Annotated in this window: 21 protein-coding genes; 19 read left to right on the plus strand and 2 right to left on the minus strand. The window is 38.5% G+C overall.

Annotation, left to right across the window (positions count from 1 at the left end):
- Positions 1-203 precede the first annotated feature (203 nt).
- The 19 genes from uvrA (at position 204) to HXT19_RS03410 (ending at position 20,876) form a co-directional block, all read left to right on the plus strand.
- Positions 204-3,227, plus strand: a complete 3,024-nt coding sequence (gene uvrA / locus HXT19_RS03320) for an excinuclease ABC subunit UvrA (RefSeq protein ID WP_101887999.1) — start codon at positions 204-206, stop codon at positions 3,225-3,227.
- Positions 3,228-3,274: 47 nt separating this feature from the next.
- The gene (gene uvrC / locus HXT19_RS03325; RefSeq protein ID WP_422119615.1) at positions 3,275-5,506 is read left to right on the plus strand and encodes an excinuclease ABC subunit UvrC; all 2,232 of its coding nucleotides are present in this window, start codon (positions 3,275-3,277) and stop codon (positions 5,504-5,506) included.
- 88 nt (positions 5,507-5,594) lie between these two features.
- Positions 5,595-6,725 (plus strand): GuaB3 family IMP dehydrogenase-related protein, encoded by a 1,131-nt coding sequence (locus tag HXT19_RS03330; protein ID WP_004115105.1) that lies wholly within the window; start codon positions 5,595-5,597, stop codon positions 6,723-6,725.
- Between the two features lie 306 nt (positions 6,726-7,031).
- The gene (locus HXT19_RS03335; protein WP_020759710.1) at positions 7,032-7,613 is read left to right on the plus strand and encodes a hypothetical protein; all 582 of its coding nucleotides are present in this window, start codon (positions 7,032-7,034) and stop codon (positions 7,611-7,613) included.
- A 211-nt stretch (positions 7,614-7,824) separates the two neighbouring features.
- The gene (locus HXT19_RS03340; RefSeq protein WP_004117868.1) at positions 7,825-9,885 is read left to right on the plus strand and encodes an AMP-dependent synthetase/ligase; all 2,061 of its coding nucleotides are present in this window, start codon (positions 7,825-7,827) and stop codon (positions 9,883-9,885) included.
- Between the two features lie 127 nt (positions 9,886-10,012).
- A complete protein-coding gene (gene def, locus HXT19_RS03345) occupies positions 10,013-10,501 on the plus strand; it encodes a peptide deformylase (RefSeq protein WP_004115099.1) in 489 nt (162 codons plus the stop codon).
- A 270-nt stretch (positions 10,502-10,771) separates the two neighbouring features.
- A complete protein-coding gene (rpsB, locus tag HXT19_RS03350) occupies positions 10,772-11,572 on the plus strand; it encodes a 30S ribosomal protein S2 (RefSeq protein ID WP_004111661.1) in 801 nt (266 codons plus the stop codon).
- Between the two features lie 29 nt (positions 11,573-11,601).
- Positions 11,602-12,453, plus strand: a complete 852-nt coding sequence (gene tsf / locus HXT19_RS03355; protein ID WP_004117867.1) for a translation elongation factor Ts — start codon at positions 11,602-11,604, stop codon at positions 12,451-12,453.
- A 176-nt stretch (positions 12,454-12,629) separates the two neighbouring features.
- The gene (gene pyrH / locus HXT19_RS03360) at positions 12,630-13,379 is read left to right on the plus strand and encodes a UMP kinase (RefSeq protein WP_004111656.1); all 750 of its coding nucleotides are present in this window, start codon (positions 12,630-12,632) and stop codon (positions 13,377-13,379) included.
- A 102-nt stretch (positions 13,380-13,481) separates the two neighbouring features.
- Positions 13,482-14,036 (plus strand): ribosome recycling factor, encoded by a 555-nt coding sequence (gene frr, locus HXT19_RS03365; protein ID WP_004111654.1) that lies wholly within the window; start codon positions 13,482-13,484, stop codon positions 14,034-14,036.
- 34 nt (positions 14,037-14,070) lie between these two features.
- The gene (locus tag HXT19_RS03370) at positions 14,071-15,111 is read left to right on the plus strand and encodes a phosphatidate cytidylyltransferase (RefSeq protein ID WP_004111652.1); all 1,041 of its coding nucleotides are present in this window, start codon (positions 14,071-14,073) and stop codon (positions 15,109-15,111) included.
- Positions 15,112-15,201: 90 nt separating this feature from the next.
- Positions 15,202-16,137: a prolipoprotein diacylglyceryl transferase gene (gene lgt / locus HXT19_RS03375; protein ID WP_422119616.1), complete on the plus strand. Its 936-nt coding sequence runs from the start codon at positions 15,202-15,204 to the stop codon at positions 16,135-16,137.
- A 64-nt stretch (positions 16,138-16,201) separates the two neighbouring features.
- A complete protein-coding gene (rpe, locus tag HXT19_RS03380; protein ID WP_004120631.1) occupies positions 16,202-16,867 on the plus strand; it encodes a ribulose-phosphate 3-epimerase in 666 nt (221 codons plus the stop codon).
- Positions 16,868-16,967: 100 nt separating this feature from the next.
- Positions 16,968-17,570 carry a CDP-alcohol phosphatidyltransferase family protein gene (locus HXT19_RS03385; RefSeq protein WP_004125866.1) on the plus strand — a complete coding sequence of 201 codons (603 nt, stop codon included), beginning with the start codon at positions 16,968-16,970 and terminating at the stop codon, positions 17,568-17,570.
- Positions 17,571-17,613: 43 nt separating this feature from the next.
- On the plus strand, positions 17,614-18,645 hold the full coding sequence (locus HXT19_RS03390; RefSeq protein WP_422119617.1) for a DUF881 domain-containing protein: 1,032 nt from the start codon (positions 17,614-17,616) through the stop codon (positions 18,643-18,645).
- 11 nt (positions 18,646-18,656) lie between these two features.
- Positions 18,657-18,989, plus strand: a complete 333-nt coding sequence (locus tag HXT19_RS03395; RefSeq protein WP_004111642.1) for a small basic family protein — start codon at positions 18,657-18,659, stop codon at positions 18,987-18,989.
- Between the two features lies 1 nt (position 18,990).
- Positions 18,991-19,893, plus strand: coding sequence for a DUF881 domain-containing protein (locus HXT19_RS03400; protein WP_004115091.1), 903 nt, complete (start codon positions 18,991-18,993; stop codon positions 19,891-19,893).
- A gap of 18 nt (positions 19,894-19,911) precedes the next feature.
- The gene (locus HXT19_RS03405; RefSeq protein ID WP_004111634.1) at positions 19,912-20,352 is read left to right on the plus strand and encodes an FHA domain-containing protein; all 441 of its coding nucleotides are present in this window, start codon (positions 19,912-19,914) and stop codon (positions 20,350-20,352) included.
- Entirely contained in the window at positions 20,352-20,876 is a 525-nt protein-coding gene (locus HXT19_RS03410; protein ID WP_004115090.1) for a MerR family transcriptional regulator, read from the plus strand. The genes HXT19_RS03405 and HXT19_RS03410 overlap by 1 nt, the downstream gene beginning before the upstream one ends.
- Before the next feature lie 115 nt (positions 20,877-20,991).
- Here HXT19_RS03410 and HXT19_RS03415 read toward each other — a convergent pair whose 3' ends face one another.
- Both HXT19_RS03415 and HXT19_RS03420 read right to left on the minus strand, forming a co-directional pair.
- Complete coding sequence (locus HXT19_RS03415) at positions 20,992-21,690, minus strand: HAD hydrolase-like protein (protein ID WP_014554580.1); 699 nt, start codon at positions 21,688-21,690, stop codon at positions 20,992-20,994.
- Positions 21,691-21,735: 45 nt separating this feature from the next.
- Positions 21,736-22,083 carry an RNA polymerase-binding protein RbpA gene (locus HXT19_RS03420; RefSeq protein WP_004111625.1) on the minus strand — a complete coding sequence of 116 codons (348 nt, stop codon included), beginning with the start codon at positions 22,081-22,083 and terminating at the stop codon, positions 21,736-21,738.
- Between the last annotated feature and the right edge of the window lie 15 nt (positions 22,084-22,098).

A 22,098-nucleotide genomic window follows, 5' to 3' on the forward strand; every position in this document is an offset into this window, starting at 1 on the left:
AAACTCACAATTATACAGTTAGGCTTGCATAGTTTTTACTAAAGGATTTTATTCTTCATATTTCTACGTATTTCGACAACACGCAGAAAATTATCTACTTCGAACAAGTGTTCTATAATTAATTGTATTGTATAATTAGTGCTCAATCAATAGTGAGTTTGGTGCAAAGTCTTGATTCTTAAAATAGCTCTTAGGGAGGCAGAATGCAAAGCAAATCAGATTCTTCGCAAAACATGCAATTACCTTTATCCCAAGATGCAATTTTAGATAACAAAAACCATGAATGCACTAAAAAAGCTGACATCTTGCAATCTATGCTCGACTCTGCTCAGCCTGTAAAAGATAATGATAATTTAGTATATGATTTGTCTTCTGTTCCTTCAGATTTAAAGATAACCATACAAGGAGCTAGAGAGCACAATTTAAAAAATGTTAGTTTACAATTGCCTAGAAATCGTATGATTGTTTTTACTGGATTGTCAGGATCTGGTAAATCTTCTCTTGCTTTCGACACTCTTTTTGCAGAAGGTCAAAGGCGTTATGTGGAATCCTTAAGCGCGTATGCTAGGCAATTCCTTGGAAGAATGGATAAACCAGATGTAGATTTTATTGAGGGATTAAGCCCAGCTGTATCTATTGACCAAAAAACTACTAATCGTAACCCTCGTTCTACTGTTGGAACAATCACAGAAGTTTATGATTATTTAAGGCTTCTTTTTGCTAGAGTTGGAATTCCTCATTGCCCTAAATGTGGCGAACTTGTCAGTGCTCAAACACCACAACAAATGGCTAATTCTATACTTTCTTTACCAGAAAGAACAAGATTGCAAATATTAGCACCTGTTGTTAACGGCAGAAAAGGCGAATTCAAAGATACAATTACTCTTCTTAGATCAGACGGCTATTCGAGAGCGCTTGTAGATGGGCAAATGCGCGAGCTTTCTGAAGATATTACTTTAGAAAAACAAAAGAAACACACAATCGAAGTTGTAATAGATAGGTTAATTATAAAAGATGGCATACGTACTCGTTTGACTGATTCTATAGAAACGGCTTTAAAACTTTCTAAAGGAATTGTTATAGCTGATTTTGTAGATGAAGTTGCTGATTCTAAATGCAGACGCCGAAATTTTTCTGAGCACAGAGCTTGTCCTAACAATCACCAGCTTAATTTATCAGAAATAGAGCCTAGAACATTCTCATTCAACGCTCCTTATGGGGCGTGCCCCGATTGCTCTGGAATCGGTTACAATCTAGAGATTGACCCTGCTCTTGTTGTTCCAAATACAGAAAAATCACTTAACGAAGGCGCGATAGAACCTTGGGCACTAAATAAAGCTGCAGGGGAATACTATAGGCATGTGCTACAAGGGCTAAGTGTTGAACTTGGTTTTAGTATGGATACACCATGGTGTGAATTGTCGAAAGATACGCAAAATTCAATACTTTATGGGCATGATTTCGAAGTAAAAGTATCTTATAAAAATAGATGGGGTAGGCAGAGAGAATATTCAACAGGATTCGAAGGTGTAGTGCGCACTCTTATGCGCAAGCATGATGAAACAGACTCAGATCAAATGCGCCAATACTACGAGTCGTACATGCGAGAAGTTCCATGCTTAACATGTAACGGTAAACGATTGCGTCCAGAAGTCTTAGCAGTAACAATAAACTCATACTCAATTGCAGACATATGTGATATGCCAATAGAAAAAAGTCTTGAATGGATTAATTCTTTAAAACTAGAAGGATCAAGCAAGATAATTGCTAAAGAAATTGTAAAAGAAATCAAGGCAAGATTAGGATTCTTAAATGATGTTGGCTTAAATTATTTAACTCTTTCTAGAGCCGCAAAAACACTTTCAGGTGGAGAGGCACAAAGAATAAGATTGGCGACTCAAATTGGATCTGGACTAGTTGGAGTCATGTACGTTCTTGACGAGCCTTCAATAGGATTACATCAAAGAGACAATGAGAAACTCATATCAACATTGCACAATCTTCGCGACTTAGGTAACACTCTTATAGTTGTTGAACATGATGAAGATACAATTCGGCAATCCGACTGGTTAGTAGATATTGGACCCGAAGCAGGAGAAAACGGTGGAGAAGTAGTATATTGCGGACCAGCAAATCACATAAAAGATGCAAAACGTTCAATTACAGGAGACTATATTGCAAAAAGAAAATGCATAGAAGTTCCTAAAAATCGTCGAAAAATAAACAAAAATCGTTTACTAACTATTGTTGGAGCAAAAGAACACAACCTTAAAAATATAGATGTAGAAATACCTTTAGGCATATTTACTTGCATAACAGGAGTATCTGGATCTGGAAAATCTAGTCTTATAAACTCGATACTCTACCCAGTTTTAGCAGATAAGCTAAACGGCGCTCGCATTGTTCCAGGACTTCATAAACGAGTTGTTGGTATTGAAAATTGTGACAAGGTTGTTCACGTAGACCAAAACCCTATTGGCAGAACGCCAAGATCAAACCCTGCGACTTACACTGGTGTCTGGGACAAAATACGTACACTTTTTGCTCAAACACCAGAAGCAAAAGTTAGAGGTTATGGTCCTGGAAGATTCTCGTTTAACGTAAAAGGCGGAAGATGCGAAGCTTGCAGCGGAGACGGAACGCTTAAAATCGAGATGAATTTTTTGCCAGATGTATACGTACGATGTGAAGAATGTCATGGGAAAAGGTACAACAGAGATACTCTAGACGTAACGTATAACGGTAAAACTGTTTCAGACGTGCTGAATATGCCAATTTCTGAAGCTGCTGTATTCTTTAAAGCATATCCATCTATTTCAAGATATTTGGATACTCTTGTACAAGTTGGTCTTGGATATATTAAACTTGGACAAAGTGCTCCAACATTATCTGGTGGAGAATCACAAAGAGTAAAGCTTGCTACAGAGTTGCAAAAACGTTCAACTGGCAAAACTGTTTATATTCTTGATGAGCCTACAACTGGATTGCACTTTGAAGATGTTCGTAAACTTTTAAGCGTTCTTCAATCTTTGGTAGATAAAGGCAATACTGTAATAGTTATTGAACACAATCTTGATGTTGTAAAATGCGCGGATTGGATTATTGATTTAGGACCAGAGGGAGGAGACAAAGGCGGCGAAATAGTAATCACTGGCACTCCAGAAGAAGTTGCAAAATCGACAAAAAGTTGGACGGGCAAATTCTTAAAGCCTATGCTCAAATCTTAAAGGAAATATTATTAAAAAGTATTTTTATGAAAGGAGGTGAAAACATAATGGAAATTGTGAATAATAACATAGATATCAAAGAAGATGCTATAAGCAGTCAAGGCAAATGGAAGAAAACTCATCTGTCTAATAGTGATATAAGCACTACTGACATTTTGAACAATTCAGTTAAAAATAATTTTGGAGCATCACTTTTAGGTGACACGAGAGACTTATTTAGACCAAAAACTTCCGATATTCCAAATCAACCTGGAGTATACAAGTGGAGAGATGATAAGGGGAAAGTAATATACGTTGGAAAAGCAAAAAGTTTAAGAAATAGGTTGTCTAATTATTTTCAACCGTTAAATCAGCTTCATCCTAGAACTCAGTCGATGGTTTTAACAGCTCGAAGTCTAGAATGGACCGTTGTAAACACTGAGCTTGAAGCTTTAACACTAGAATACACGTGGATTAAGGAGTTTAATCCACGTTTTAATGTTGTTTTTAAAGATGATAAAACATATCCTTATCTTGCTGTATCTGTGAATGATGATTTTCCAAGAGTCTGGATCACAAGAAATAGGAATTCTAAATCAACTAGATACTTTGGTCCATATGCAAAAGTGTGGCAGCTAAGGCACAGTCTAGATTCTTTGCTTAAGACTTTTCCTGTAAGAACGTGTAGACAATCCGTTTTTGTCAAAGCTCATAAAACTGGTAGACCTTGTCTTCTTGCAGACATTGGAAAATGCTCTGCACCTTGCATTGCAAAAGTGGATCGTAAAACTCACAGAAATAATGTTGAACAATTAGTTGGTGTACTAACTGGTTCTATAGGTGATTCTTACATTAACGATTTAACAAGAGAAATGAAAGAATCTAGCGATAATCTTGATTTTGAGAATGCTGCAAAAATAAGAGATAAAATAAACATTTTTAAAACTGTTATGCAACAAAATTCTGTTGTTTTTGACGAGAATGTTGAAGCTGATGTTTTTGGTTTTAGTGGAGATTCTCTAGAGGCATGCGTTCACGCATTCTTTGTTCGCGAAGGCTTATTGCGAGGAGAGAAAAATTGGCAGGTTGAAAGAAGCGAGGATATTAGCGATGCAGATATAATAGCGAATTTGCTTATGCGAGTTTATTCAGAATATGAATCAAATAATAATTTGCAATATGAAGACTCTTTGAAAATAGAGCAATCAAGAAATGCATTGCAGATTGACTTGGAGAATACCAAGAGTAAATATATTGACTCAGCGTATCGTGCAAAAACAACAAAAGAGCGTAAAAAAAGGCAAGAATCAACAGGAAGGGGAGATTTACTAGACCCAATTACCCCAATCCCTAGAGAAATAATCATTCCTTTTGAAATATCACAGAATCAATGTGAAAATTTGGAAAATTGGTTAAGCAAATTGCGTGGATCTAAAGTTAGCATTAAGGTTCCTGAACGTGGCGATAAACGAAATCTTATGAATCAAGCAAATGATAATGCTAAACAATCATTAATGAGACTGAAGTCCAGCAGAATCAGCAGTTTAGATGCAAGAAGTAGCGCCATGAACGAGGTTGCCGATGCTCTTGGAATGAGCGAATCTCCTTTGCGTATTGAATGTTATGATATTTCCAATACGATAAATGGAGAATATCAGGTTGCATCAATGGTTGTATTTGAAGATGGTATTGCTAAACCTAGCGAGTACAGAAGATTCTCCATAAAAGGGTCTGATGGCAACGGAAAACTTGATGATTTGAGCGCATTGTATGAAACTATTTCTAGGCGTTTTAAGCACACAAGTAGTGGCGATGTAGATGATGATTACGGAGAAAATCTTGAAAAATCAAAATATAAAAAATTCGCTTATACGCCTAATCTTATAGTTGTTGACGGGGGTAGAGAACAAGCCAGAGCAGCACAAAAAGCTATGATAGATTGTGGAATAAAAAACATAGTCGTATGCGGTTTGGCTAAAAAGCTTGAAGAAGTTTGGCTTCCTAATAATGAATACCCAATTATTCTTAAACGAAGCTCCCAAGGATTATATTTGCTACAGAGAGCTAGAGATGAATCGCATCGTTTTGCTATAACTTATCATAGGCAGAAACGAAGAAGAGCCATGTTAAATTCGTCACTAGACTCGATTCCTGGTATTGGAGAGTTTTACAAAAAACGTCTTCTTTCCGTATTTGGTAGTGTTAAGAAATTAAAATATGCGAGTGTTGACGATTTACAAAAGGTTTCTGGCATCGGTCAAGCTAAAGCTAAATCTATTTACGAATCATTGCATAAGTAACACTGATATTCAATAGAATTATCTTATAAATTAGTTAAATAATTTTCGGCATGTTGATTCGTCATGATAAGACACTAGCCTTGTAAGTATGTCTCAGGAAATTGAAATAGGATTGGGCAAAAAAGCCCGAGTTGCTTACTCACTTGACGATATTGCTATACTACCTTCTCGTCGTTCTCGCGACCCGCAGGCTGTTTCTACGTCCTGGCAAGTCGATGCTTATAGTTTTGACGTACCAGTGATTGCTGCGCCAATGGATTCTGTTACTAGCCCAGATACGGCTATTGCAATGGGTCAGATGGGCGCCTTGGGTGTACTTGATTTGGAAGGTTTATGGACTCGTTACGAGGATCCAGAACCACTTCTAAAGGAAATTTCGGAGCTTCCAAACGAAATTGCTACGAAGCGTATACAAGAAATTTATTCTGAACCAATTAAGCCTGAACTTATTGTTAAACGTTTGCGCACTATTCGTGATTCTGGAGTTACTGTTGCAGGTGCTCTTTCTCCTCAGCGCACTCAGGAATTCTATTCTACTGTGTTAGAAGCTGGAGTAGATCTTTTTGTTATCCGTGGAACAGCTGTTAGTGCAGAACATGTTTCTAAAGATCATGAACCACTTAATCTAAAGAAATTTATTTATGATCTTGATGTTCCAGTTATTGTGGGAGGCTGTGCTGATTACACTTCAGCTTTGCATTTAATGAGAACTGGTGCAGCTGGAATTCTCGTAGGTTTCGGTGGAGGTGCAGTTTCTGCAACTATGAATACTCTTGGTGTTCAAGCTCCTATGGCAACTGCAATCTCGGATGTTGCCGAAGCTCGTCGCGACTATATGGATGAATCTGGCGGAAGGTATGTTCAAATTATTGCAGATGGCGGAATGGGAACATCTGGCAACTTTATTAAGGCTTTGGCTATGGGAGCAGATGCAGTTATGCTTGGAACTCCTTTAGCACGAGCAACCGAGGCTCCAGGACGCGGAATGCATTGGGGAGCAGAAGCTCGCCATCCATCTTTGCCACGCGGAATGCGTACGAATGTTGGAACTGTTGCTCCGCTGGAGAATATCTTGTTTGGTCCAAGTCATATGGCAGACGGAAAAACAAATTATGTTGGTGCGTTAAGGCGCACAATGGCATCCACTGGCTATGTCGATGTTAAGAGTTTCCAGCGTTGTAGTGTTGTATTTAACCCATTCCATCAGGATGTTCGGTAATTTTTAATACTATTTGTTTACTTCCTTGTGAGCTTAAAACTAAAAATTTAAGTGCACAAGGAAGTAAAAACTATAATGTGCATAACTTAACACTAAATAATCCTTGATTTTTCAACAAAAATCGAGGATTTAATTTTATTTATGCACACTTAGAAATAATACTTTGAATTTTTGAAATAAGTTGTATGCTTTATTTAAACCTTTGCTAGACATTGGTTTTAAATTAAAAATACAAAAAAATAAAATAAGGAATTTAAAAATAGAAAATGGGATAAGTAACAAATTTTAACGGGAAAGAGCAGGAAAATGAATAATACTCTTGGTACCATAGTCAGCGATAACTATGACGAAAATGATGCATTCTGGGAAGTTGTAAAAAACGACTTTGCTGCAAATGATGATCATCCTACGTTCAAGTGGAATGATCGCAAGCCATTGCCAGTATACGAAGGTTCATTCCTAGTGGGTTCTTCGCATTTTATGGCAACATATCATGTATCATCATGCTTTAATAATTCGGCAGATGAGGAATTGTACTTAGACCTCGCTTTAAGAGCGTGCAAAGTAGCATGTATTGCTAGTGACATTTCTAGAGGAAGACCTATATCGTCACAAATGCGTAAGGCTCTTAGCGAAGAATGTATTTTTAAGCTTGAAAACATGTGGTATTTAATATCTCAATGTTTCTCAGACAAACACGATGAATATACAAGTTGGCAACTACGTTGCAAACCGACTATGCCAAGAATGATAAATGGAATGCTAATTAGTCCAACTCGTTTTGAGGCAGTTGTTTTATTTTCTATTGGAAGCTTAAATTATTGTGCGTCTTTGGCATTTAAATCTCAAAACGGAAGTTGGATATGTACATTAGTTGACTTGGGATGATTGGTAGGAAATATACTAGCCTTTAAATTCCATTGTCAATTAAATAATAGTTAAATACAAAAATATGACTCTTCTGGTTTAGGTAATCATTATTAGTTTGCTTCTAATTATCTAACCAGAAGAGTTTATTTGTAAAGACCACCAATTTTAGGTTGACATTTTTGTATGACTTTCGTTTGTGTCGTGTTAGATATACCGTACAATTAAGACTATGCTGCGAGAATTTGCTGTAGAGGTCATTCACCCAACAAATGACGGTGACACAATTTATTCACTGCTTGCCAATAGGGCAATGCGAGATCCACAAGGCGTAATAGCCCAATGGCAAGACGATGATACTCGTCAATGGCATGATGTTACTGCATCTGAAATGCTATTAAAAGTTCGTGCAACAGCTAAGGGGTTGATTGCTCTTGGCGTTGAACGAGGAAGCAAAGTTGTTATTTATTCCCCAACCTGTTATGAGTGGGGCGTTGCGGATTTTGCTTGCGCTTGCATTGGTGCTGTAACCATTCCGATTTACGAAACAGATTCAGCAATTCAAGCTGCTGAAATTATTTCTGAAGTAAAACCTGTGATAGCTTTTGCAGGTGATGATGAACATGCACAGTGCTTAGAGCGAGTTCGCCAAGACAATAAGCGTATGTCTTTAAAGACTATTTTTAACTTTAAAGCTGCTGGAATAGATGCAGTGATTGATTTCGGAAAATCAATCAGCGACGACGAGCTTAATAAAAGCATATGTCAAGTAAAAGCTGATGATTTAGCGACTATCGTATACACCTCTGGTTCAACTGGAAAACCAAAGGGTGCAATGCTTTCCAATAGGAATTTTACGCATATTGTGTATGCAGCTTATGACGTTTTAAATGATATGCTTTATAAGCCAAGTAGACTATTGCTATTCCTTCCGTTAGCTCATTGCTTTGCCAGATACATACAGTATGTGGCAATAGGTTCTCACGGTGTTATTGGATATGTGCCAAATGCAAAGCATTTATTAGCAGATTTGCGTAGTTTTAAACCTACATATTTGCTTGGAGTCCCAAGAGTGTTTGAAAAGGTTTATAATGCTGCGTCTCAAAAAGCTGGAGCAGGTATACGAGGTAGGATTTTTGCAAAGGCTGTACAACATTTTATTGAGTGGTCTAAAGATGAAGTTGAAGGTAGAACACACTCAATTTATGCAAAACTTCAGCATGACTTTTATATGAAAACTGTTGGATCTTCCATACGATCTGCTTTGGGACCTAATTTATCATGGCTAGCTTGCGGCGGAGCTCCAATAAACGCTGAGCTTGCTCATTTCTTTAACGGGTTGGATGGAATAACCTTTATTCAAGGTTATGGAATGACCGAAACAGCAGCTCCTTGTGTTGTTAATTTTGAGCATGCTAATCAAGTTGGTTCTGTGGGTCGCCCTGGTCCTGGAATTACTATCCGTATTGCAGATGATGGAGAAGTCCTTGTAAAAGGTCCTAACGTTTTTATCGGATATTATGATAAGCCAGATCTTACTTCGGATGTTATTGACGAAGATGGATGGCTCCATTCTGGAGATTTAGGCGAGATCGACGATGAAGGATTCTTGTCTATTACTGGTAGAAAGAAAGATATTATTATCACTGCTGGTGGAAAAAATATAAGTCCAGCGCCTTTGGAAAGTATTATCTCTAAGTGTCCTCTCGTATCTCACGCAGTAGTTGTAGGAGACGGTAAGCCATTTGTTTCCGCTTTGATTGAGGTTGAGCCAGATATGGTTCGTTCTTGGCTTAAGAGTCAAGGAATGGATGAAAATCTTTCTATGAGTGCTGTTGCGGAAAACGATGCTATTCGTTCTGTTGTACAACAGTTTATTGATCAGGCAAATAGCACTGTTTCTAGGGCTGAGTCTATTCGTAAATTTATTATTTTGGATGAAGAATTTTCACAAGAAACTGGCACTTTGACTCCAAGCATGAAAGTTGTGCGTCCTAAGGTTTTGAAGAGGTATTGTGATCTTATAGAGAATCAGCTTTATGCTCCAAAACCAAACAGTAGACCATTACCTGCTACAGTTAAGATTTTAGATAAGACAACTGAGACTGTTAAGCAAGCGCAAGAAACTGTTAAACAGGCTCAAGAAGCGGTTACTCCTAGAGTTAAGCAAGCAATCGATCAGGCTGCTACTCATCTGAAACGTTTTGGTGAGGATTTGCCTACACAGGTTAATGTAAAAGATCAGCATACTGAATATGCTGAGAAGAATAATAATTCTAACGACAAAGAATAGTTATTCGAAACTAAATTAGCTATAAAACGTTAAATAGGCTGATTAAAATTGCAATTTTAATTACACTAAGTCTTGTATAATTGCATTGCATTTTTAATTAGCCTTTTAGAATTTTTAAGGAAGTACTGTGACTATTAGACAGATTCGCATTGTTCCAGATCCTGTTCTTCGAACACCATGTGATCCAATTCGTGAGATTACTCCAGCAGTTAGAAATCTCGTAGAAGATTTATTAGAGACTGTAAACGATCCAGGAAGAGCAGGTCTTAGTGCAAATCAAATAGGTATTAGCCTTAGAGCGTTTTCATACAATATTGAAGGTCATATTGGCTATATTCTCAATCCTGTTATTGAAGAATTGAGTGGTGAACAATATGGGGATGAAGGTTGCTTGTCCGTTCCAAGATTATGGTATAAGACTCGCAGGGCAGATTATGCTAGGGCTAAAGGCATTGATTTAGACGGTAAAACTATTGTTCTAGAGGGCAAGGGTTTAATGGCTCGTATGATTCAGCATGAGTGTGATCATTTAGATGGACACGTTTATTTGGATCGTTTAGAGAAAGATGTTAGAAAACAAGCTTTGCGCCAACTTCGTAATGGATTATCTAAATAATATCTAAATGAGAACTAGCAACAACTATAGTATTAGTTTGTATTATTTATTTAGTATTAAGCGTCTGATATGATTATCTTTTGCGTGTCCATTGAGCATGAATGTTGTCGCGTTATATGATTGCTCGTTTTTTATTGTCTACTCGGATACGCGAATACGCGCCATGTACGCGTCCGTTCGTGTCGGTCGGCTTGGATTTAGACATATGTTATCCAAGTTGCATGCGAACAGGCATGGCCAGGCAAGAACCGACAAGAAAGGTATATAGATATGGCACAGATTACCATGAGTGAAATGCTGAAGGCAGGTTTGCACTTCGGACATCAGACTCGTCGCTGGAATCCAAAGATGAAGCAATTTATTCTAACCCAGCGCAATGGTATTCATATAATCAATTTGTTCAAGTCGCTCGACATGATCGACAAGGCTTATGACTTCATTAAGCAGACTGTTGCTCACAACGGTACTGTTTTGTTCGTGGGTACCAAGAAGCAGGCTCAAGAAGCTGTGCAAAATCAGGCTACTCGTGTGAACATGCCTTACGTGAGCGAGCGTTGGCTCGGCGGTATGCTGACGAACTTCCAGACTGTTTCCACTCGCGTAAAGCGTCTCAAGGAACTTGAGGAAATGGACTTCACTGATGTTCGTGGATCTGGTTTGACTAAGAAGGAGCTTTTGCTTCTTGAACGCGAAAAGGACAAGCTTTCCAAGCAGCTCGGCGGTATTCGCAACATGAACCGTACTCCTTCGGCAATGTTTGTTGTTGATATTAACAAGGAAGCTTTGGCCGTTGAAGAAGCTCACAAGCTTGGTATTCCAGTTGTGGCAATCGTTGACACCAACACTGATCCAGACTCTGTTGAGTATCCTATTCCAGCAAATGATGATGCAATTCGTGGTGTCGAGCTTCTTACTAGCTTGATGGCTGACGCTGTTGCAGAAGGTTTGCTTGAACGTGCTGGAAAGGGCGCAAAGTCCGAAGGTTCTGACGCTCAGCCAATGGCAGCATGGGAAAAGGAACTACTCACTAAGGAAACTGAACAGTCTGAAGACGAAGCCAAGGCTGAATAAGTCTGTTGGCGGTTAATGAGGAGAACAAAATGGCAGCAATTACTGCAGCGTTGATTAAGCAGGTGCGCGAAGAAACTGGCGCTGGCATGATGGACGTTAAGAAGGCTCTTACCGAAGCCGAAGGCGATGTAGCTCGCGCTAAGGAAATTATCCGTGCTAAGGGCATTCAGGCCGCTGGCAAGCGTGAAGGTCGCAAGGCTCAGGAAGGAACCGTTGCTTCTAAGGTTGTTAAAACTGCAGAAGGTGAAACTGGCTATGCAGTTGAATTGAATTCCGAAACCGACTTTGTTGCTAAGACTCCAAAGTTCGTTGAATTCTCCGAAACTGTGTTGAACAATGCTATTGAAGCCAATGCTTCTAGTGCAGAAGAGCTTCTTGCAGCTAAGGCTGGAGATGCTACGGTTAAGGAAGAAGTAGAAGAAGCAGCAGCATTGTTTGGCGAGCACGTTAAGGTTGGGCAGATTGCCAAGATTAGCGGTCCTCACGTTGAGGTTTATGCTCACAAGAAGTCCGTTGAATTACCTCCAAGCATTGTTTCTATGATTGCTACCGACGAAGCGGGCGCTAAGGTTGCTCACGAAGCTGCTTTGCAGATTTCCGCTATGGGCGCTCAGTGGCTTCGCCGCGAAGATGTTCCAGCAGATGTGTTGGAGTCTGAGCGTCGCGTTGCTACAGAAAAGTCTTTAGCTGAAGGCAAGCCAGAGAAGATTGTTCCAAAGATTGTTGAAGGCCGTTTGAACGCCTTCTTCAAGGAAACCGTTCTTCTTGAGCAGTCTTATGTCAAGGATCCTTCCAAGACTATTGGAGATTTGTTCAAGGAAGTTGGTGGCACTGCTTTGGCTTTCGCTCGCGTTGAGGTTGGCAAAGGCTCTGCTGAATAATTTTTAAGCGAAAGCTTATTAAAAATTCATAAAACAAGAATGGGTTTGCGTGATAAGTCATGCAAGCCCATTCTTTTAATTTATACATTATAAAATCGTGTTTTGCTGTGTCGTCATTGAAAGATATCATGGCAAAGATATGCTTGCGTTCGCCGTTATGACTGGAGGAAAGTTTTATGACTATCGCACAAGCGGGGGAAAGCAAGTCTCGTAGAGTTTTATTGAAGCTCTCGGGAGAAGCATTTGGCGGTGGAGCCGTTGGTATTGATACTCATGTTATTCGTAGAATTGCTGGAGAAATTGTAAAAGCAGTGCATGAAGGCGTGCAAGTTGCAATTGTTGTTGGCGGCGGAAACTTCTTCCGCGGAGCAGAACTTCAGCAGGCTGGAATTGATCGTAGCCGTGGTGACTATATGGGTATGCTCGGTACTGTTATGAATTGCTTGGCTTTGCAAGATTTTCTTGAACAAGCAGGGCAGGCAACGCGTGTGCAAACTGCTATAACAATGGGTCAAGTTGCAGAACCTTATATTCCACTTAAGGCAATTCGACACCTTGAAAAGGGTCGTGTAGTTATTTTTGGTGCTGGTGCTGGAATGCCATATTTTTCAACCGACACTGTATCTATTCAGCGATCTTTGGAAATACATTGCGATGAGGTTTTGATGGGCAAGAATGGTGTAGATGGCGTTTATAGCGCTGATCCACGGAAAGATAAGAACGCGAAGAAATTTGTAACGTTAAATTATCAACGTGCTCTTGTCGATGGTCTTGCTGTTATGGATGCTTCTGCACTATCTATGGCTAGAGATAACAAGCAGAAGATTCGCGTATTCGGATTAGAGGGTGAAGGAAACGTCACTAGAGCACTGGTTGGTGAGGAAATCGGAACTTTAGTTTCGGATGCTGAACCTACATTTGCTTAAATATGCGAATATTCATAATTTGAATATTTAAAATTTAATAAACATGAATAGATAGTTAAATAATAAATTTTAAAATTGGCACATACCGATAAAGGAGAATACATGCCAGCGATTATCGATCAGGCTCTTGAACAGATGAACAAGTCTGTGGAAGCTACTAAAGAGAACTTCATGGGTATTAGAACTGGACGTGCTAATCCTGCTCTTCTTAATGGCATTATGGTTGACTATTATGGTGCTCCAACACCTATTAAGGCTGTTGCTTCTATTGGTGTTCCAGAGCCTCGCACTCTTTCTGTAACTCCTTTTGATGCTTCGCAAGCTAATGCTGTAGAAAAGGCTATTCGCGATTCAGATTTAGGAGTAAGCCCTAATAGAGATGGAAATGTAATTCGTGTTACAATGCCAGAACTTACAGAAGACCGTCGTAAAGAATACGTAAAGCTTGCTAAAACAAAAGCTGAAGAAGGTAAGGTTGCTGTTCGAAATATTCGCCGTAAAACCAAGGAGAATATTGATAAGTCTGTAAAAGATGGTGAAATCGGCGAAGATGAAGGAGAGCGCTTACAAAAAGAGCTTGATAAAGTTACGAAGCAAGTAACTGATTCCTTAGATGCTTTGCTTGATGGCAAGCAGAAGGAAATAATGGAGGTCTGATTCTTCAGAAACTTTTAGGTTGAATGGGTGTCGTATGAATCAAGAAAATCTTGGAGAATTGTCTAACAAAGCTGATTTGTTAACTAATAACAATTTAGTCGGTAATAATAAGTCGGCAAAATCTGATTCTTCACATGAAAAGACCATTAACGGCACCCATGATACTTTAGACGATATAAATCGTCGTACTGGCAGAAATATGCCTCAGGCTATAGCGACTGCGATTTTATTGGTTGCTGTGATTGTTGCTTGTCTTGTAATTAGCATCGATACTTTTGTTATTCTTTTAACCATTTTTATGGTTCTCGCGTTGTGGGAGTTGCATGTAGATTTTGCTACGGCAGGTTTCAGGATTCCATTTCTGTTATTGTCTGTTTGTTCTGTAATCACTATTCTTTCTGCTTTTTATGCAAGATGGCATACTGTTGCTATGGCTAGTGGCATAACAGCATCATTGCTTTTAACTGTTGTTTTTGCTACATTGAATAGCACTGTTTCGCAAAGGACTTTACGCGCTGTAGAAAAAAAGCTCCAGCATCCTACATCATCTAAAAGTGCAAAGGCAAATACTTTCACTAATACGGCAGTCTCATTGTTTGTTGTATTGTATATTCCTTTGCTTGCCTCATGCATTGTTTTGTCTTTAACAAATACTAAGTATGCTATAGCGCATGCGATGCTGCTTGTGTTTCTACCAGCTTTAAGTGACACTGGTGGTTTGTTTGCTGGTGCGTGGCTTGGTAAGCATAAGCTCTCTCCTCGTATTTCTCCTAAGAAATCAATAGAGGGTCTTTTAGGGTCAATGCTTTTTGCTTTGATAGGTGCTTACGCTATCATATCTGGCTTCTATGGATCTTCTTGGATAAAATTCTGGTGGATGCCAGCAATAATGGGTGTTGCATCAGGCATGGTTGGTACCTTTGGTGATTTATGTGCTTCAATGCTTAAAAGGGATATTGGTATTAAGGATATGGGGCATTTGCTTAAAGGTCACGGTGGCGTTTTAGATAGAGTGGATTCTATTTTGCTTTGTGCGCCTGTTCTTATGGCGTTGATTAAGGTTGTAGGATTCTAATTTATAGGTAATATTTTAGATATTAATCGTTTGTTTTGTCATAAAAACATTACAAGTAACCGTCATGGTTTTCTACTAACATGAGGATTTATGACGATTTGTTCTATTCCTAGTCCTAGTATTTCTCAGATTACATTAGGACCTGTCACGTTAAGATTTTATGCTTTATCAATTCTTGCTGGTGCACTTGTTGCAATGTGGATTACCACTCGTAGATGGAAACGAGAAGGCGGAGATTTTAATCAGATATTAGATGTTGCACTGGTTAGTCTTCCGTCAGGAATAGTTGGAGCACGTCTTTATCATGTTATTACCACTCCCGAAAAGTTCTTTGGACCTAAGGGAGATTTGTTGGAGATGTTTAGAATTTGGAATGGTGGCTTAGGAATCTGGGGAGGAGTAATCCTAGGATCTATTGCTGCAAGCGCACTGTGTGCCTATAAAAAATATCCAATAAGCTTGCTCGCAGATGCAGCTGCACCTAGCTTGCTTATTGCACAAGGTATAGGGCGGTTAGGTAATTGGTTTAACCAAGAACTTTATGGTGCTCCAACTACTTTGCCATGGGGCCTAAAACTTAATTATTCTGCTGCAAATGCTATAGGACACAGTGAAAGTTGCTACGATGGTCTCACATGCCCAGAGGGTACTCTGTTTCACCCTACTTTCTTATATGAAATGATTTGGAATTTTGCAGGCGCAGCCTTGCTTATTTCTTTCGGCAAAGTTCTTAAGAGAAAACTTAAATCTGGATCTGAGTTTGTTCTTTACGTAATGTGGTATACGGCAGGAAGAATGTGGATTGAGTCTTTAAGGATTGATTTTTCACATACTTTCCTTGGAGTAAGAATTAACGTATGGGTTTCTATAGTTATATTTATTATTTCAATTATTGTTTTTATGATTTTGCAGAATAGCCACAGGTCAAGAACAGATCTTGTGAATCGTCTTATTGATATAACTGCAGATGAACGTGAGCGCGAATCTCAATCTAATTCAAATATTAAAACAAAAAGATTATCCTAAAATATTCTTAAATAATATAGTTATTTTGTTTTTCTAGTCGCTTGCTTTTCTTAGAATGGAACACATGAATATACAAATAGCACCTAGCATTCTTTCTGCAGATTTTTGCAATCTTGAAAGAGATCTTATAGCAATTTCAAATGCTGATCTTGTTCACGTTGATGTTATGGATCATCATTTTGTACCGAATTTAACTTTAGGGGAGCCTATTGTTAAACGTATTTGCGAAGTAACCGATCTTCCTGTAGATGTTCATTTGATGATTGAGGATCCTGATCGTTGGGCTCCAGAGTATGCAAAACTTGGTGCTGATTCTGTGAGCTTCCATATGGGTGCCACTCATGCGCCTGTTCGTCTTGCTCGTCAGCTTCGAGACATGGGTTGCAAAGCTTGTTTTGCAGTTCGCCCAGCTGAGCCAGTTGAACCTATTTTCGATATTCTTGATGAATTCGATATGGTTCTTATTATGACTGTTGAGCCTGGTTTTGGTGGACAGAAGTTCTTGAGCAATCAAATGGGTAAGGTTCGTCGTTTACGTGATGAAATTACTCGTCGTGGATTGGATACTCATATTCAGGTTGATGGTGGAGTAAGCCCTTCTACAGCTGCTATAGTCGCAGAAGCTGGTGCTGATGTGCTGGTTGCAGGATCTGCTGTTTATGGTGCTGAAAATCCATCAGCAGCTATTGATTCTATTCGTAATATTGCGCAAGAGGCTTGGCGAGCATGAAACTTTTATTGGGGCATTTTTAGAATAATGCCCCAATATTTTATTTATGCAAAATAGAATACAATTAGTAAATCTTTTAAATTGTTTTAAGGAAATTGGTATGGTTAAGTTCGTTTCTAATCAGGAGTACAGTCCTGAAGCACTTGATCGAGTTTTTACTGTACCTAATGTGATTAGTTTTCTGCGTATATGTTCAATACCATATCTTGCCATTTTAATTGCGCAAAATAAAATGTGGTTTGCTCTAATTATTCTTGCTATATCTGCTTTTTCAGATTGCGTTGATGGTTATATTGCTAGAACTTTTAATCAGGTTAGTAAATTAGGGCAGATTTTAGATCCTGTTGCGGATAGGCTTTTAATAGCATGCAGCATTTTAGCTTTAGCGTTTGCCAAGATTATACCTTGGTGGGCGTTGGCTCTTGTTGTTTTGCGAGACATAATAATGGCTATTTTGATTGTTATTCTTGCGCAATATGATTATGGACCTTTACCAGTGAACTTCATGGGTAAAACTGGAACAGCATTATTGATGGTTACTATCGTATTATTTATGATTGTTTATGCTGTTGCGACTGAACCAATGCTTATTCTGTATGCTGCAGCAATAGCTTGTGCAATTTGGGGAATAACGCTTTACTGGTTTGCTGGAGTGTTGTATTGCATTCAAGCTTATAAGTTATTAATAAAAAAGTTTAAATAAGGATTATACGTATTATAAACTGGTTTGAATAACGGACATATTTATGGTGCAAAAGACTTCTAATCTAAATCATGATGTGAATAACACTGATCATAGTGTTATTCCAGAGTCTTTTCCTGCTCCAACCGTTATCTTATTTTCAAAACGCAGAGCAGTTTTTTCCAAATCAGTGTTTGCTCTTGGTCCTCATCATGTGACTACTTCAAGTTATAACTTTTCTAACCATAATGAAAAAAGACGTCGTATTGAAGACTATTCATTACGCTTAATTGACGATTTAAGCAATAGACCAGTGGATCCTCTTTTTATGGATTCCCGTCTTAATAAGCAGAATGTTAGTAAGATTAATCTCTGGATTACTAGAATAATTGTTTTTATTATTTGTGTTGCTCTTGGTACTGTGGGAAGCCAATTTGTGCGAAAATTGCATACGGATTCTCGTAAAGCCATACGTTTATCGTTAGCTAACGAGCTTACTTCTCACGCAAGCCGTTTTGACAATCTTGTTAAAGATGTAACTAGATTGCGGGCTAGTGTAGATCGTGAGTCAAAAAGAATTAATACTCCTTATGAAAATCAAGTTGATAAATCTGACAATATGACGAATGGTACACATGGTGTTGTAGGGCCTGGAATTGTTTTAACTATTGCTAATCCTATTTCTACAAACAATGACGTCTCTAGCGGCAACATTCCTAGAGAAATGGCTAAAGGAGAAAGAATTAGGGTTGTTACAGATAGAGATATTCAGATTTTTGTTTCCATTCTTTGGGATGCAGGCGCAGAAGCAATATCAATAAATGGTCATAGAATTGGCGCTCAAACGTCCATCCGTACTGCTGGGTCAACTATTCTTATAGGTGTTAATCAGACTCAAAGCCCTTATATGATTGAGGCTATTGGAGACAGTTCTAGTCTTATTGAAAAGTTAAATTCTCAAAAGCGCTCTCCGTGGTTTGTTTCTCTTAGCGACGCAGGTATTAACCCGCAAATTTCTAAGTCAAATACGCTTAAACTTTCTGCTGCGGGAACTGGTGAAATTAATTTTGCAAAAGAATTATTGAGTAGGAGATAGGAAAATAGGTTATGACAGCTGTTCTTGGATTGATTTTAGGTGCGCTTATTGGGATTGTTGTACATCCTGATATTCCAGTAGTTATTCAACCTTATCTGCCGATTATGGTTCTTGCAGCCTTGGATGCTCTGCTTGGAGCTGCTAGAGCTTATTTTGAGCGTAGTTTCTCTGATAAGGTGTTTGTTATTTCATTCTTTTCGAATGTTATTGCTGCTACTCTTTTAGTTTTACTCGGAAACCAACTTGGAGTTGGAGCACAATTGCAAACTGCTGTTATTGTTGTATTAGGAATACGAATCTTCTCTAACGTTTCTGCAATACGTCGTTTTATATTTAGAGGCTGATATGCGTCACCCATTTTCTAATACATCAAAAAATAGCATAAAGAACGACAATTTAGACGATACTTTTGATAAAAATGTTGACAAAAATATTGATAAAAATATTGACAATATCGTCAGAAAATTGCATCGTCAGCATGCTAAAGATCGCGAAAGTGATCGTACACAAACAGGTTCTTTCCCGATTGTTAAACGAAAAAATAAGCCTTCATTGCAAGGTCATATTACGCGTACTCGTATTTTAACTGGCTTACTTGTTATGCTTCTTTGTGCATTGCTTGGATTTGCTTATATGATTCAAGTTAATAGAAGTACACTTGTATATCAGACGATGAGTGAGGATGAGCTTACTCGTTTAATTACAGAAACTAATTCGCAAATACAAAATCTAGAGCAGCGAAAGTTTGAGTTAACTAGCCAGCTTAATTCTTTAAAAGCATCTGTTAACAAACAGGAGGAAGCTGCTAGGATTGCTAAGCAGAATTCTCAGACGAGTGGTTTAATATCTGGTCGTCTTCCAGCTGTTGGTAAGGGAGTAATTATTCACATTACTGCTGGAGAAAAAGAGCGTGTGGATGCTGCTACAATGTTTCAACTGCTTGAAGAGCTTCGTAATGCTGGAGTGGAGGTTATGTCTGTTAACGACATACGTATAGTAACTTCTAGCTATATTTCTGACACTAAGCATGGGTTATTGTGTGATGCAATTGAGATTAATCCTCCATATGTTGTTAAGGCTATTGGCGAGCCTCAGAATTTGCAAAACGCCGTAAATATTGCTGGGGGAGTTGGGTCTAGATTAAAAGTCAAATTCGGTGCTTCCGTATATGTTTCAACGCCTGAAGAGGTTGAAATTCGCTCGACACGCGAACCAAAACAGTATCAATATGCAAAACCGGTCGAATAAGAAGGTAAAATAGCAATTATGACTGAACCGATTCCTACTGCTGGCGAAACAACCATTATTGGTATGCCAGCTATTACCATTCCAATAAACTCTAATGCAGATCGTCCTCTTAGGCAGGATGATTTAGATACTATAGCAAAGCTGCTTCCTGGTACCGCTTTACTTATTTCTACACGTGGAGCAGTTTCTGGATCGCGTTATTTACTAGATGAGGACGTCGTTTCTGTTGGACGAGATTCTAGAGCTGATATTATGCTAGACGATTCTACTGTCTCTAGAGCTCATGCTGTTTTTCGTAGAAATGGTACTGTTTTTAGCATTGCTGACGCTGGAAGTCTAAATGGAACGTATGTTAATCGTAACCGTGTTGATGAAGCTATTCTTCATAATGGTGACGAAATTATGATTGGCAAGTTCCGATTAATGTTCTTTACGTGTGACGCTGTTACTAAACGATAATGAATTTTGAAAACTCTCCTGAAGATAGTGCGTTGGTTGATTCTTTAAAACATGATCATCAGCCAACGCAGGGGGAACTGTTTTCGTTTTCGGATGATGAAGAGTATTCCACAGGATACCGTGGAAGCGTTGCTATGAATATCGCTGGTATTACATATAGACAACTTGATTATTGGGCTCGTAAACACATAATTGAGCCTTCTATTAATCCGTCTCATGGTTCTGGGTCTCGTCGTTTATATTCTTTTAAAGACATTGCAATTATGGCGGTTTCTAAGCGACTTTTAGACGCTGGAGTAAATCTTACTAATGTGACTACTGCTATAGTGTTTTTAAATTGTTTTAGTGTAAAGCATCTCGAAAATATGACCATAATTTGCGATGGTCAATCTGTTGTGGAATGCGATAGTAATCAGGAAAATATGCGAGATATGCTTGAATGTGGCACAGCTGTTTTTGCTATAGCTGTTGGTCGTATTGTTAAACAGGTTAAAGCTGATTTAGACTCTGCATTATCTAAGTAAATTTCTAATGTATTTGTATATTTTATCCCTAAAATATATCTAATCTGACATAACGTACATTATCGGATAAATACTCATATATTTTTTAGCACGAAAAACAAATAATATTTCAAAATTATTCAAAATACTCATTAATGGCATTATTCAAATCAGAAACACTGTCGATAATACGATATGCTCCGTGAGTTTTAAGCTCACCAGGCTCGGCATAACCCCAAGAGCAACCCAAACAATCAATATCGCATGCTAAAGCGCCATCAACATCCGTCCAACGGTCGCCAACCATTAAAGCACGATCCCGTAAAGGATTGAATCCAATATTTTCAAAAACATAGCGAATAACTTGATCTTTATTAATCCTAGACATATCTTTGCTAGCACCATAAATACCATCAATCAAGTTTGTCAATCCAAAATGATCACAAATTGGTTTAACTTGATATTCAGGCTTGCAAGATGCAGTAGCAAGATAATAACCAGACTTTCGTAGCAACTTAAGCTGTTCAGGGATGCCATCATAAACTTTGTTCAAAAAATTCCCAGTAATCATATCACCATTTGGATTATCAGGATCTATAAAAGTTGCAACTTCGGAATAATATTTCCTATACAATTTAACGCCTTCAGATTGCAATTCTTTAGGCATATGATTCCTCTGAAAAGATTCAAGTATAGACGGTCCAACAAAACGCAACATTTCAGTATCATCAGGTATCTGCATACCAAGATCAGACATCGCTTTTTTAGCGCACGCAATAATACCAGTATGCGATTGTGTTAAAGTACCATCTAAATCAAGAAGAACAACTTTCATGACAGCTTATTTCCCTTAGAAGTGTTTTGTTTGTAAAAATAATTCTCACTCGTAATCAGGAATCCAACCCTCATGATGCATCTTTAAACGCTTATCAAGTAAAGCTTTAAGCTCTTCTTCACTTCTACGCTCTAAAAGCATATCCCAATGCGTGCGAGCTGGCTTATTAAAATCATCATCTGGCCTGTCTGCATCGCCTTCCTTATGTGCTAATGCACCACAACGGCATTCCCACTCTTCAGGGATCTCGGCACCTTGAGCAAATGGAAGAATCGTTCTGTGACCCTTAGGGCACACATATGCAACATCGTTACGAGCAGCGAAATCAACATTATCGTCGGATTCCAATGATTTAGCTCCAATGCTCATTCCACGTAAACTGCGCTCTGCCATAATATATTATTCTCC

This window comes from Gardnerella sp. DNF00038 (assembly GCF_049262855.1).
GTDB lineage: Bacteria > Actinomycetota > Actinomycetes > Actinomycetales > Bifidobacteriaceae > Bifidobacterium > Bifidobacterium vaginale.